The sequence below is a fragment of the Leisingera sp. genome (assembly GCF_982940295.1).
On sequence record NZ_CEYXRG010000009.1, the window covers coordinates 95,512 to 110,122 of the forward strand.

General features: G+C 60.8%; 7 protein-coding genes and 1 pseudogene. 3 read left to right on the forward strand and 5 right to left on the reverse strand.

What is annotated here, in order from left to right:
* Nucleotides 1-170 precede the first annotated feature (170 nt).
* The 4 genes from AC4HIX_RS10510 to AC4HIX_RS10525 all read right to left on the reverse strand — a co-directional run bounded on the left by AC4HIX_RS10510 (nucleotide 171) and on the right by AC4HIX_RS10525 (nucleotide 7,019).
* The gene (locus AC4HIX_RS10510; protein WP_490398943.1) at nucleotides 171-557 is read right to left on the reverse strand and encodes a metallopeptidase family protein; all 387 of its coding nucleotides are present in this window, start codon (nucleotides 555-557) and stop codon (nucleotides 171-173) included.
* A 297-nt stretch (nucleotides 558-854) separates the two neighbouring features.
* Entirely contained in the window at nucleotides 855-1,880 is a 1,026-nt protein-coding gene (locus AC4HIX_RS10515) for an adenylate/guanylate cyclase domain-containing protein (protein ID WP_490398944.1), read from the reverse strand.
* Nucleotides 1,873-2,208: an Hpt domain-containing protein gene (locus AC4HIX_RS10520; protein WP_490398945.1), complete on the reverse strand. Its 336-nt coding sequence runs from the start codon at nucleotides 2,206-2,208 to the stop codon at nucleotides 1,873-1,875. Before AC4HIX_RS10520 ends, AC4HIX_RS10515 begins: the two co-directional genes overlap by 8 nt.
* Nucleotides 2,205-7,019, reverse strand: coding sequence for a GAF domain-containing protein (locus AC4HIX_RS10525; RefSeq protein WP_490398946.1), 4,815 nt, complete (start codon nucleotides 7,017-7,019; stop codon nucleotides 2,205-2,207). The genes AC4HIX_RS10520 and AC4HIX_RS10525 overlap by 4 nt, the downstream gene beginning before the upstream one ends.
* 434 nt (nucleotides 7,020-7,453) lie before the next feature.
* On the opposite strand from AC4HIX_RS10525, the gene AC4HIX_RS10530 reads away from it, so the two are divergent.
* From AC4HIX_RS10530 to AC4HIX_RS10540, 3 genes and pseudogenes are all read left to right on the forward strand, one after another.
* Complete coding sequence (locus AC4HIX_RS10530) at nucleotides 7,454-8,506, forward strand: efflux RND transporter periplasmic adaptor subunit (protein WP_490398947.1); 1,053 nt, start codon at nucleotides 7,454-7,456, stop codon at nucleotides 8,504-8,506.
* Between the two features lie 10 nt (nucleotides 8,507-8,516).
* Nucleotides 8,517-11,558 carry an efflux RND transporter permease subunit gene (locus AC4HIX_RS10535; RefSeq protein WP_490398948.1) on the forward strand — a complete coding sequence of 1,014 codons (3,042 nt, stop codon included), beginning with the start codon at nucleotides 8,517-8,519 and terminating at the stop codon, nucleotides 11,556-11,558.
* A gap of 327 nt (nucleotides 11,559-11,885) precedes the next feature.
* Nucleotides 11,886-12,278, forward strand: a pseudogene (locus AC4HIX_RS10540) (IS5 family transposase); the annotation flags it as partial.
* 483 nt (nucleotides 12,279-12,761) lie between these two features.
* Here AC4HIX_RS10540 and AC4HIX_RS10545 read toward each other — a convergent pair.
* Nucleotides 12,762-14,611: autotransporter domain-containing protein (locus tag AC4HIX_RS10545; protein ID WP_490398949.1), on the reverse strand; the 1,850-nt coding region annotated here is incomplete at its 5' end.

Consider the following 14,611-nt stretch of genomic DNA (forward strand, 5'->3'; position numbering starts at 1 on the left):
GCAACACAACTGGCTTGCGGGTACGACCCGGCCGACGCGAACCTGAGCGGAATGAGAATTGCTACACCTTAGGTCAGTAGGCTGCCGGCGGCACTTGCGATGTCCCATCCAGGCAGCAGCAAAGGCTGCGAGCTTAAACCGTAAACGCAGCCATTGCAGTAAGCGACGGCTCAGAGCCACCATTGGTCGATGGCTGCGATCTCCTCGTCAGTCCATCCGAAATGATGGGCGAACTCGTGAATAACAATGTGCGCGATCAACTCGTTCAGCCCGACATTGCCGCGATCGCGCCATTCTTCTAGAATCGGCTGCCGGAAAAGCCAGACGACATCTTGAGGCGGTGCCATGTCGAAGACCGATTTCTCGGTCATGGGAATACCCTCGTAGAGCCCCGTAAGATCGCGCGGATCCACGATGCCAAGATCGTTCAAAATGTCTGGCGCAGGCCACTCAGCAATACGCAGAATGACGTTTTCTGCAGCAGGCCGAAAAGCTCCGGGCATGGAAGCAATGGCGGCGCGAGCGCACGTCTCGAAATATTCAAGGTCGTGGTGCATTCACTGAATATGGTATCTTGGAACGACAGAGTGAACCGCATGGCCGAAGGAAAGGCACCCCGGGCCACAGGTGCAAACAACAGCATTAATAGGCCCAAGGAAGACGTCCAGCGGATCCGGCCGATGCGGCAGGCGCAAAATCATATGTGGAGCAAGCTCATTAAGGCAGCACCGGAAAATTCGCCATTGTTCGGGCGGGTTGCTGCATTCAGCTGGGGCCGTGTGGAAGTCGCCCTTTATCAGTAAAAGCCGCTTTGCAGGCATCCGCCGGGAAAGGGCGGCGCAAATGCCGGCGGATCACAGCGCAAAAATGTCCTGCCGCTCGGAAAATCCCTTAAACTCCACTTGCTGAATTTTTTCTGCCACGGAGGGATCCGGCAGGCTGTTCCGGGTTTGCATGTCAACTAGGATCCTGCGCCCGGAAGCCTTGGTATGCGCTTCCAGCCGGGCTGCCAGGTTCACGGTCTTGCCGACACAGGTGTATGCGGCCCGCTCGTCTGTTCCGGCATAGCCCGCCACCACTTCCCCGGTGGCAATGCCGGCTCCCAGCTTTATTTCCGGTGAGCCAGCCGCGCTCTGCTGCTGATTCAGAACCGCTATCATGCTGAACATTTCCTTGGCCGCGGCCACCGCGTTCAGCGCCGGGTTTTCCAGAGGCCGCGGCGCGCCGAACAGGGCCATCAGCCCATCGCCGATCATCAGGTTCACGATACCGCCGTTGCTGCCGACGGCGTCGAACATCAATGTGTAGTATGTGTTCAGTAACTCGATGGTGGTCTCTGGCGGCAGGTCCTCGGACAGCGCCGTGAAGTCGCGGATGTCGCAGAAAAGGACTGATGCGGTTATCCGCCTGCCGCCAATGGCAAAGCCGGAGTTCTGCAGGTCCAGCGCCACCTCTTGGGTTGCAAACCGGTCCAGCAGCCGTTTCTGTTCATCACGCAGGCGCTTCTTTTCCAGGCTTGAGTTCAGCCGGGCGCCCAGCAGCACCTGGTTCACGGGCTTGGGCAGGTAGTCCTCCGCGCCCAGTTCAATACAGCGTACGATATTGTCCAGCCCCTCCAGCGAGGAGGTGACAATCACCGGTATATCGCGCAGGTCCGGGGCCGCCTTGATCGCCGCCAGCACTTCGAAGCCGTCCATTTCGGGCATTTCGATGTCCAGCAGGATCAGGTCAAACGCCCCGGTCCCGAGCTGTTCCATCGCGATCTTGCCGTTTTCCGCGGCCTCGGCCCGGTGCCCCAGCAGCTCGACATTGCGCGCAAGCAGCAGCCGGTTGACCTTGTTGTCGTCCACAATCAGCACCTGCCCCTGGGTATCAGCCATCCAGCAGCTCCCGCAACGCAGCACCCGCGCGGGTGTGCTCTGCATCCAGCGCGGCAAGATCCGGTACCGGACCGCTGAGCCCAGACAATTCCATCTGCCGCGCCAATTCCGCCAGCGCACTGGCGCCAAAGGTGTTTGCGTTGGACTTGAGCGAATGCGCTGCGCGGCGGAAACTGTTGCTATCACCCGCTGCCGCCGCCTGCTTCAGTTCCGCAATCATGCCCGGCGCCTCTTCCAGGAAGGTGGCGGCCAGATCCGCCGCGAAATCCGCGCCGGTGGCGTCCTGCAACTCGGCAAAGACGGCGGGATCAAGGGGGCTGCCGCTCATGGGGTTTCCTTTCCGCGCGGTTGAATACCTTCCAGCGCCTCAATCAGCCGCTCAACACGGATGGGTTTGGCGATGTAGCCATCCATGCCCGCCTCCAGGCACATCTCCCGGTCGCCTTGCATCGCATTTGCGGTCATCGCAATGATCGCGGGCCTGTCGCCGTCGGTGTATTTTCTAGTGATCTGCCGCGCGGCCTCCAGCCCGTCCATTTCAGGCATCTGCACATCCATCAGCACGACATCGTAGACCTGTCGCGCCACGCTTTCCAGCGCCTCGATCCCGTTGCTGGCAAGGTCGGCGCGGTAACCCATCTGCTCCAGCAGCCGGACCGCCAGCTTCTGATTCACCAGATTGTCTTCTGCCAGCAGGATCCGCAGCGGGTGGCGCGCGGCGAGTTCCGGACCGGTCACTGATTTGCCCGCCGTGCCGGCCGCAGCCGGACGCACAGGCGCCGAGGCAAACAGCCCGGCCAACGTATCGAACAGGTGCGACTGGCGCAGCGGCTTCGCCAGACAGGCCGCAAACAGCCCGTCCTCTGTCCCCGGGGCGCGTTCGCCAAGGCTGCTGAACAGCACCAGCGGCAGGTCGTTTTGCGTCTGCCTGATCCGGCGCGCCAGCGTCACCCCGTCCATTCCGGGCATATGCATGTCCAGGATCGCGAGATCGAATTCAGGATCTGCCGCCAGCACTTCCAGCGCCGCGCCGGCGGAGGCGACGGCGGTTGTCTGGGTCCCCCACTTACGGGTCTGCGCGGCCAGGATCTTGCGGTTGGTTTCGTTGTCATCCACCATGAGAATGCGCTTGCCGGCCAGTTCCGGCTGCTTGCCCAGAAGGCTGCGGGCCTCCGGTTTCGGCAGTCCGGTCGGTTCTGCAAGGATGGTGAAACTGAACACTGATCCCCGGCCCGGCCCCTCGCTGGATGCCTGCATTGTGCCGCCCATCAGCTCTGCCAGCCGTTTTGAAATCGCCAGACCCAGCCCGGTGCCGCCGTATTTTCGCGTGGTTGAGGAGTCTGCCTGGCTGAAGGACTGGAACAGGCGGCTCATCCCTTCCTCAGACAGGCCGATGCCGGTATCGCGGACCTCGAAATGCAGTTTCACCCGGTCATCTGCAGGCGGCTCTGAGGTGACTGACAGCACCACCTCGCCGGTGTCGGTGAACTTGACCGCGTTGGACAGCAGGTTGAGCAGGATCTGCCGCAGCCGGGTCAGGTCGGTGCTGATGGCAGGCGGCACGCTGTCGTCCATGATATAGGCAACATCCAGCTGCTTTTTCGCAGCCCGCCCGCTGATCAGGTCCAGTGCGGTTTCGATGCAGTCGCGCAGATCAAATGGGTGCGCCTCTATGGCCATCTGCCCCGCTTCAATCTTGGAAAAATCGAGGATCTCGTTGATGATCCCCAGCAGCGCGTCGCCGCTGTCGCGGATGGTCCGGGCATAGTCGGCCTGCTCACCGTCCAGTTCGGTGTCCATCAGCAGCCCGCTCATGCCGATCACCGCGTTCATCGGAGTGCGGATTTCATGGCTCATCGTGGCGAGGAATGCGCTTTTTGCCTCATTCGCCTTTTCTGCTGTGGCGCGGGCCTCCTGCACTTCCTGGAACAGGCGAACGTTACCGATGGCGATAACCGCCTGGTCGGCAAAAGACTCCGCCATTGCAATCTCATCCCGTGAAAACGCACGCGCCGCTTTGCGGATGAACCCCAGGCCGCCGATACACTCGCCGTCCCGCAGCAGAGGAAGCATCAAGGAGGAGCGGAAGCCGCTGGCGTGATAGATCCGGCGGTCCATCGGAGGAAGCTTCACTTTTGACCAGTCGGGAATGTGCAGGATCTTCTTACGGGTATAGGACTGCGACGGAAAGTTCTGTGCCGGGTCGATTGGATGCCGGGTCTGGTTGATTTCATCTTCCACACCGGCAGGCGACGCCACCGCCGCTTGCCAGAACTCTTTGCCATCGCTTTCAGTAACAATGGCCAGGTCGCAGGAGATCAGTGATACAGCGAGGCGCACGATCTCGTCGAAGACCGGCTTGGTGTCGGTCGGCGACTTGCTGATCACCCGCAAGACATCGGCACTAGCGGTCTGACGCGCCAGGGCTGCCTGGGTCGCGTTGAACATGCGCGCATTTTGAATGGCGATAACCGCCTGGTCGCAGAAACTTTCCGCCAGCCGGATTTGCTCGCTGGTGAAGGCGCGTTTGCTGTCCGCACGCGAAAACGCAAGCACGCCAACGCAGCTGCCGTCGCGCAGCAACGGCAGGTAAAGGCAGGACTGCAAACCGAATTTTGCCACGGTTTCAACTTCATGCGGCGGCAGATCCGTTTCGGCGAAGTCCGGTACGTGCACCATCTTTCCGGTTTCAAAGACCTGGCTCGGGAAATTGAGCTTTGGATCAATCGGAACCGGTTCGGGGTTTAAAGTGTCCATCGGCCCGGTCCTGCGCATCCCCGCGACAGGGGAGAAATGATCCCCGTCCCGGATCAGCACTGCGGCCCCGTCGCAGTCCAGCAGCCGCACCCCCGCCTCTGCAATTGCCAGAAACACCGGTTTGGCATCCTCCTGGGCGCTGCTGATTACCCGCAGGATATCGGCGCTGGCGGTCTGGCGGACCAGCGCATTCTGCAAATCCGTGAACAGCCGCGCATTGCTCAGTGCAATCACCGCCTGCGCTGCAAAGGTTTCAAACAGCGCGATCTGCTTCGGGCTGAAGGCGTTCTTGCGGACATGGGCCAGCGTGATTACGCCAAGGGTTTTGCCGCCCTTGATCAGCGGTACTCCGAGGCTGGACAGGAACCCGCCCTTGCGCGCTTGCTCCCGCCAGCCGTAATCGGGATCGGCCTCAATGTCGGGAATATAGGTTGTTCGGCCGGTCAGCGCGGCCCGTCCGGTCGTCGTAGCCATTCCCGGCACAAATTCCTGTTGCGCCAGAATCTCCTCGAAAATTTCATTGGCATTGTGAGTGACGGCCACTTCATAGGCGCCGGTTTCCTCGTTCAGGAGCGCTACATAGGCAACTTCCGGGCTGCAAATCCGCACAGCTACCTTCAACACCGACTGCAGCACCGGCTCCAGCTCGTTGGGTGAGCGCGAGATCACACTCAGCACCTCCGATGTCGCGGTCTGATACTCCAGCGCTTCGCTCAGTTCAGCTGTGCGCGCCTGCACCTCTTCGAACAGCCGGGTGTTGCTGATTGCGATCACCGCCTGCGAGGCAAAGGTCTCCAGCAGGCCGATTTGCCGTTGCGAGAAGGCTTGCGGCTGGCTGTGCGCCATCACAATCACCCCCAGGACCACACCATCCTTGATCAGTGGCACACCCAGCGTGCTTCTGAAATTGCCGATCCCTGCCGCTTCCTTCCAAGTGTAGCTGTCGTCGTGCAGCGTGTCGGCTACATAGACCGTCTTTGCGGTCAGAGCAGTCCGGCCGATACAGCTGCCTTCCCCCGGTGCAATCGGATTGTCCTCAAGATAGCGGAGAAACCGCGGCCGCACGTTGTGCGACTGGCTGATCCGGTACAACCCGTCTGACGCGTCCAGCATGGCAAAAAACGCATACTCAGGGTCGCAAAGGCGGGAGGCCACCTGGAGTATGGCGGCCAGCACTGGCTCCAGCTCATTGGGCGAACGCGAGATCACGCTCAGCACTTCTGATGTCGCAGTCTGATACTCAAGCGCCTCGCTCAGTTCCGCCGTGCGTTCCTGCACCTCCTCGAACAGCTGCGTATTGCTGATCGCAATCACCGCCTGCGCCGCAAATGTCTCCAAAAGGCTGATCTGTTTCTCTGTGAAGGCGCCGGGCTGCGCGTGGCCAAGGGTAATGACCCCAGCCACGACACCATCCTTGATCAGCGGAACCCCCAGCGCCGAACGGAAATTACCCTGCTTGGCCGCAGTCTTCCACTTAAACCCTGCATCAGTCTCCGTATCCCTGATATACACGGTCTCCTTCAGCAGCGCCGTCCTCCCCGTGCAGCTGCCGGTTTCAGGTTCAAACGCCTGCTCCGCTAAGAAATGGCGGAAATCCGGTGTCATGCCGTGCGTCGCGGCAACCCGGTATTTGCCGTCGGTGTGATCCACCAGTGTCGCATAGGCGGTCTGCGGCCTGCAGATATCTGAGGCCACTTCCAGAATGATGTCGAGCACCGGCCTGATTTCGTTGGGTGAGCGCGAGATCACCCCCAGCACCTCAGACGTCGCGGTCTGATGCGTTAGCGCTTCCTGCGTATCTGCGAAAAGCCGCGCATTGCCGATGGCGATGCAGGCCTGCTCTGCAAAGGTTTCCAGAAGGTTGATGTCGGCCGCCAGGGCAGCCCTCCCCGTTGGCCACCCCAGAACAAGAACACCCCAAATGCCCGGCCCGGCCTTTACTGGGACGGCAACCATCTCCTTGTAACCGAACTGCCGCGCAGTTTTGCAGTCCGAATAGTCTGGGGCCTGAGCATCGGCCAGATGAACTGTACGGCCCGTGCGAATTACCGGCCCGGTAATGGATCCCTCAACAGGCGGCGCCGGGTAATTCGCCAGGTAGCCGTCAATGAACGCCTGCCCGAAGCCATGGCTTGCGCAGTAATGGATCATGCCGCCGCTATAGCGCCACAGCATACAGAATCGTGCCCCGCACAATTCACTGGCGCTCTGAACAATAGTGTCAAAAACCGGCTGGATGTCTTCCCGCGACTGCCCGATTACCCTTAGGATTTCGGAGGTAGCCGCAAACCGCGCCTTTTCCTGCGCCAACTGCTGCTCTAGCGCTCTTACAGCATCTGCAGGAGGGATCTGCGGCTCTGATTGCGTTCTTCCGTATCCCATCAATAAGCAAAATCCGGTTGTCGGCAGTCCGGTGCAAATTCAGGATTCTGCCTAAGGCTGGTCTCAAATCTTAGCGGATTTTCGGGAATTATCACAGATTTTGTTGCGCAGCCCGCTTGTCGCGTCTTGGGCGGGGTCATCAAATTGCGCAACGCTGTGCAAGCGGCTGGCCTCGTGGGCGGACGCAGCCAGCGCTGAGCGGAGGCATGCTGTTCAAGTATGACGCTGTAATGCGGCGCGTCAAACCGGGCCTTGCTGCACGGCGCATTGCCCGCAGATTTCTTTCTCTTTGTGACACTGCTCACAGAGAAATCCCGGCAAACTGGCTATGCCGCACCAGTCCCGGCATCTTGACTTGCACCAGAGCTTGCACGGCCTGTAACTGTCACGTGACGCGGAACAGCAAGAGAACTGCCCCAACAGGAGTGATACGCATGCGCTTGCCCAACTCATTTGCATTTGCCGTGGCCTTGGCTGCGGGGTTTGGCGCCTTGCCTGCTGCTGCCATGGCCCAAGAGGGTCTGAAACCGGTCAAACTGCTGCAAACTTCCTCGGAAGCATTGCTTATGGAACGGCAGTTTTTTGGCCAAGTGGCGGCCAAGCAGACAGTGGACCTTGCGTTTCAGGTTTCCGGGCAAATCTTAAGATTTCCAGTAACTGAAGGCAGTGCAGTGGCGAAAGGCGGTTTGATTGCCGAACTTGACCTGGAACCGTTCGAACTGCAGCTGGAGCAGGCGCAACTTAGAAAGGAACAGGCTGACCGCACCGTAGCGCGCCTGAAAAACCTGACTGGCACCGTCAGCCAAGTCTCAATCGACGACGCCGAGACCGAGGCAGGGCTGGCACGTGTGGCGCTGCGCGATGCGGAGTATGAATTCGAGCACGCCACCCTGGACGCGCCCTTTGATGCGCTGGTTTCCAGCCGCGAGGTGGAGCAATTCACCACCGTCAGTTCGGGGGCCCCCATCGTGCGGCTGCACGACATGTCTGAACTGTACATCAAAGTTGATGTGCCCGAAGTCCTTTTCCAAAGAGCGGAGGAAAGCGATATTCTGACGATTTCCGCAAACTTCCCTGGCCAGGAAACTGAGTATCCGCTGGAAATTCTGGAATATGACGCCGAAGCCAGCAGCGTCGGCCAGACCTATCAGGTGACATTCCGCCTTACCCCGCCTGAAGACCGCCAAATCCTTCCGGGAGCATCTGCAACTGTAAACGTGCGCGTGAACACCGGCGATACAGGCATCAGAGTGCCCGCCACTGCCTTGGTTACTGCAACCGATGGCAGCACCGGTGTTATGGTCTTTTCTCCTGCGGGCGCTGCGGAGGGCACCGTCGCATGGACCAAAGTGAAGGTTGAAGCCACTCAGAACGGAGAATTCCGCGTGGCGGACGGCCTTGCCGGAGACGAAGAGATCGTGCTGACGGGAGGCGGCGCACTGAAAGACGGTCAGCAAGTCAGACGCTTTACTGGCTTTGGGAACTGAGGGCAGGCTGATGGACATTGCACGCGGGTCGATCAACCGGCCTCTCTATACCTGGATCATCATGCTGGCTGCTCTGCTTGGCGGCATCTGGGGTTTCCTGAATTTGGGCCGCCTCGAAGATCCGGCCTTCACCATCAAATCTGCGGTCATCGCGACACAGTATCCCGGTGCCAACAGCGAACAGGTTGCGCGCGAAGTCTCCGAGCCCCTGGAATCCGCGATCCAGAAAATGGGCGAGGTCAAGCTGATCACATCCGTGAACCAGCCCGGCTTTTCCCTGATTGAAGTGGAAATGCAGGATACTTTCGACGGCACCGAATTGCCTGCCATCTGGACCAAACTGCGCGCGGAAGTCCGCGATGCAGCCCGCGCTTTGCCCGAGGGCGTCAGCCAGCCCGTTGTGAACGACGGTTTCGGCGATGTGTTCGGCCTGTTCTATGCGGTGACGGCGCAAGGCTACACGGACGCTGAAAGGCATGATCTGGCAACCTACTTGCGGCGTGAACTGCTGACGGTGGACGGGGTGGCCGATGTTGAAATCGCCGGATTGCCGCAGGAGGCGATCTTTGTCGAACCCACGCTGGCTGTTTCGGTCAATCAGAATGTTCCGATTGACGCGGTGAGCAGTGCTCTGGCCTCATCCAACTCGGTCCGCTCAGCCGGCAGCCTCGACGCAGGGCCTGCAGAAACCCTGATACGTGCGCCCGAAGGTTCGGACTCTGTCTCCGAAATTCAGGGCCTTGCGATTGGCTGGCAGGGTGAGGTGGTCAACGTGATCGACATGGCCGATGTGCATCGCGGCCGCATTGATGACCCGGATCTGATCATCCGCTTTGACGGGGTTGAGGCGTTCACCCTCGGTATTGCTGGCCTTGCCACCGAGAACATTGTCGAAGTGGGCAAGAACGTTGACGCCAAGCTGGCGGCACTGGACAGCCAGATCCCCTATGGTGTCGATCTGAAACCGATCTACCAGCAGCATGTGGTGGTCGAGCAGGCCTCGAACGACTTCCTTGTGAACCTCGCCATGTCGGTGTCCATCGTGGTGATCGTGCTGGCCTTGTTCATGGGTTGGCGTGCGGCTGTTGTTGTGGGCACCACCCTGCTGCTGACCGTGGTGGGCACGCTGTTCTTCATGAACATGTTTTCGATCGAGATGGAGCGGATTTCACTCGGCGCTTTGATCATTGCCATGGGGATGCTGGTCGACAACGCAATTGTTGTCGCAGAGGGGATGCAAATCGCCATGCTGCGCGGCAAGTCCTCGCGCGAGGCGGCGCATGATGCGGCTTCGAAAACCCAGATTCCACTGCTTGGCGCCACGGTGATCGGCATCATGGCCTTTGCCGGCATCGGTCTCAGCCCGGACGCCACCGGCGAGTTTCTGTTCTCGCTGTTTGCGGTGATTGCCATTTCGCTGCTGCTCAGCTGGTTCCTGGCACTGACGGCAACCCCGCTGCTGGGCCACTATTTCTTCAAGCAGGGCAAGGAGGGGGACAGTGATGCCTATGGTGGTATCCTGTTCCGCACCTACGGCGCAATTCTGCGGGCGTCTCTGAAGCTGCGATGGATAGTTGTCGCTGGGCTGATCGCCGTCACCGTGGTCTGCTTTATCGGGTTCGGACAGGTGCGGCAGCAGTTCTTTCCGGATTCAAACACGCCGCTGTTCTTCGTCCACTACAAGCTGCCGCAGGGTACCTCGATCCAGACCACCTCTGAGCATCTGAAAGTGTTCGAGGACTGGCTTACTGAACGCGAAGATGTGGTTTCTGTGGCGTCCTTCACCGGTCAGGGCGCAACACGTTTCATGCTGACCTATTCCGCCGAAAAGCCGAACCCCAGCTACGGGCACCTCATCATCCGTACGGAAAACCTGGACGCCATCCCGCTTCTGCAGGCGGAGCTGGAAGAATTTGGCCAGTCCAAATTCCCTGAGGGTGAGTTCCGCACCAAAAGGCTGGTCTTCGGCCCGGGCGGCGGCGACCCGATCCAAGTGCGCTTTTCCGGGCCCGACCCTCGCATTCTGCGCAGCTTGGGCGAGGAAGCAATCCGGCGGCTGGAAGCGGCCTCGCCAAATATTCTGCTGCCGCGCCATAACTGGCGCGAACAGGAGCCGGTCCTGAAACCCGTCTACGCCACTGATCGCGCGCAGACCGCTGGTGTCACCCGCGAGAACATCGCCGACGCGCTGAAATTCTCCACTGACGGCCTGCAAATGGGCGTGTTCAGGGAGCGTGACCGGCTGATCCCCATTGTGGTGCGCCGCGCACCAGAGGATTCATACAATATCTATGATCAGGTCGTGTTCTCTTCCTCTGCCGGAAAGTTCCTGCCGCTGGAGCAGATGATCGACGGCATTGATGTTGAGGTGGAGAACACTCTGGTGCATCGCCGGGACCGGCTGCCGACTCTGACTGTCGGTGCGGACATCCCGCCGGACATGACCGCCGCGACCGTTTTTGCCGAGGTTCAGGAAACAATTGAGGCAATGCAGATACCGCCCGGCTACCTGATGGAATGGGGCGGCGAGCATGAAAGCTCGGGCGACGCCAATGAAAGCCTTGGCAAGCAGCTGCCGGTGACGCTCCTGATCATGGTGCTGATTTCGGTGCTTTTGTTCAACGCGATCCGCCAGCCGGTGATCATCTGGCTCCTGGTGCCGATGTCGGTGAACGGTGTGGTGATCGGGCTACTGGGCACGGGCTTCCCCTTCACCTTTACCGCGCTCCTGGGGCTGCTCAGCCTGTCCGGCATGCTGATCAAGAATGGTATCGTGCTGGTCGAGGAGATCGATCTGGAACGCGAAACCGGCAAGCCGCTTCGCGAAGCCATTGTCGAGGCCTCGGTCTCACGTCTGCGCCCGGTAATGCTGGCGGCGGTGACCACTATTCTCGGTATGGCGCCATTGCTGACTGACGCTTTCTTCGTATCTATGGCGATCACTATCATGGGCGGTCTGGCCTTTGCCACTGTGCTGACGCTGGTGGCTGCGCCGGTTTTCTACCTGATCTTCTTCAGGGGTGTTGAAAGACGCGAAATGGCAGAGGCCTGATCATATCCTGCAACTCGACCATCAATGCCCCGGCGGAATGCGCCGGGGCTTCCCTGTCAGGATTTGTTCGCGGGCCAGTTTCGGTCTTTTTTGAGTTTCAAAGCCACAAGACCACCGGCCCGGAAAACGCGATTGCGAAGGAATAGCTGCAATTCTAACAGACCGCTCCCTCTCAAGGACTTCCTGCCTGTTTTTCGGATGATCCCGCTCAGGATAGGTTGCCTGCATAGGCAGAGTTGAAGGCGCCTGCTGCGTTGCGAGGAGCCTAATTGCCACAATGCCAAGGGTTTTGCGCTTAGGCTCAGGACCCATTGATTTCCGCCAAGAGGCATGAACACGAAGCTGCACGCCGTCTGCGACAGCCTGGGTCGACCGATCAGCTTCTCTGCCACTGCCGGGCAGGTCAGCGACTACATCGGCGCACGGGCATTGGTGAGCAGCCTGCCAGATGTCGATTGGCTGCTGGGGGATCGCGGATACGACGCTGTTGGGTTTAGAGAAGCGTTGAAAGACAAAGGGATACGCCCCTGCATCCCTGGCCGGAAGCAACGAAAGAAGGCTATCAGATACGACAAGCGACGATACAAACGGCGAAACCGCATCGAAATCATGTTCGGCAGGATCAAGGATTGGCGTCGGGTTGCAGCCTGATACGACAGGTGTCCCAAGGTGTTCTTGTCTGCCATCGCTCTCGCTGCAACCGTCATGTTCTGGATATGAAACGATAACGTGTCCTGACCCTAGGGAGCTTTTGAAACCGTCTGTTCGCTGCAGGTCTGCAGAAGACGCGGGACGCGCAGACACCGCCGCCTATTGCAGTCGCGGCCAATGCCTCTGCATCAAAAGTGCGATGACGTTCGCGCACATGTCACCGGAAATTTTTCAGTGCAGCAGGTTTCACCGAAGCGGTCATCGAAAACCTGCCTGCGCCATGATTTTCAATCCGCCATTCGCTGCGGCCTGCGTCAACAATCAAGACGCGGGAAAATGGCGTCGATCGCATATCAAGGGCAACTCACCGGAAAGGACGCCCCGGCAGGGCGGAATCAGCCGGGGCGATCAGGAACTGGGTTCCGCGCCGATGGGACTGGGACGCGGCGGGCTGCGCCGGCTTGCCCCGCGGCCGGCAATCCAGAGAATGCGGCTGCCGCGATGCCGCAGACCTACGCGCTCGCTGCATCGCGTCCCAAGCGGGGCGGCGGATCAGAACGCGCGGGTGTAGCCGAAGCTGAGGCCGTAGCTCTCATAGCCCGCGCTGCCCAGACCGTCGTAGCGCAGCGCTACCGACAGTTCGCCGCCGTTGTCCCAGACCCGGGTGAGGCCGGCGTTCAGCTTGCCGCGCCAGCCCGAATAGGCGGGGAGCACGGTCTCGGCCACCGCGGTGCCGCTGGCGGAGGACCAGACGCCCGCGAACCCGCCGGTCAGCAGCAACTGCCCCGTTCCCAGCGCCACCGGCCGCGCCATGTCGAGACCGAAAGATGCCTGGCGCAGGTGGATCTTCTGCGCCCCCACCAGATTGCCGAGGCTGTCGGTATAGGCCTTCTGCTCCTCGTTCGCATAAGCCGCGTCGAGATAGGGGGTAAGCCGGATGCCTGCGCGCTCCAGATCCCCCGCCAGGCGCAGTTGCGCCAGCACGCGGGTGGTGTCGAAGTCATCCTCGTAGGTGCCGAATGGGGCGATGCTGTTGCTGGAGCGGCCGTAGAGCAGCCGCGCGCTGGCATAGAGGTGCTGCCCGTCCAGGCGTGCCACCGCATAGGGCCCGGCCAGCCAGCCGGTGCCGCTGGCGGAGCTGGCGCCGTCGTCCTCGCTCTGGTGGTCGAACTGCAGCATCGCACCCAGCAGGAGTCCGTCTTTCACCCGCAGATGGGCGCCTGCCGCGCCGAAGGCCTGGCGGCTGTCCGCGCTGCCGTTTTCGCTCCAGGATCCGCGCAGCTGGAACCAGACCGGCTGGCCCGTCTGCGAAGCAAAGGCGAAACTGCCAACGCCTCTGGTCACCTGCGCCTGGGCAGTGCCGCTGCCGGCGCCTGCCTGCGACAGGAAGCTGGTCAGTTCGGGCTGATTTGCGATCAACTGGTTAGCGCGGTTGTAGAGGAATCCTGCGATCTTCTTCTGGGTTTCGGTCACCGTCGTGTCCGCAATCACCAGCGTGTTGGAAGCGGTGGTATCATTCCCTGCCGCATCTTCAGCTGCGCCTGCGGGCACTTGCACGCGGATTTCACCGCTGCCGGTTGCGTGAAGCTGCGCCTCATAGATAGCGCCGGAGCCGCTCAGCCCGGTCACCTCCGCGTTGCTTGCGGAGATGTCCGCGGCGGTGAAGCCGGTCACGTCCTCGCTGAAGGTCACGGTGAGCGTGAAGCTCTCCTGATAGCTGATGCCGTTGACCGGGCCGCCGCTGACCACCACGTCCGGTGCAGTGGTGTCAACCGTGGCAGTGGCGCTGGTGGTTGCAGAGCCAGAACCTGTGGCGGTTGAAACGGTCACATCGCCGCTGGGTTGTGCGCTGGCCGAGGTCGCGCTGTAGGCGCCGGTTGCGCCGCTATTGACGGCCAGCGGCCGCATCGGGCGCGCCGCTGCGGTTGCAGCCGCGGTGGTCTCGACATGAGAGCCGTCCGGGAAGGTGACCGTGACCAGCGCACCAAGCGCCGCTGTGCCGGTGACGGTGACGGTCCCATTGCCATTTACGGTGACATCGCTGATCGTCGGATCGGGCAGCGGGGAGCCATCTTCGACCGTGACGGTAAAGCTGACCTGCACCGCCGCATTACCGTCGCTGTCGGTGGCGTCCATGGTCACCGTGGTCTCGCCCACCGGGAAGTCGTAGGTGCCGGTCAGCACGGTGCCGTCCACCGCGTAGGTGATCGCCGGATCCGTGCCGCTGTCATCGCTGACAGAGCCAAGACCGGTCACATCCAGCGAGACGCTGCTATCACCAGCAGCCGCGGTTGCGGTCTGATCCTCCGGCGCTGTCAGCACCGGGGCCTCGTTGCTGGACACAGTCACGGTAAAGCTGACCTGCACCGCCGCATTACCGTCGCTGTCGGTGGCGTCCATGG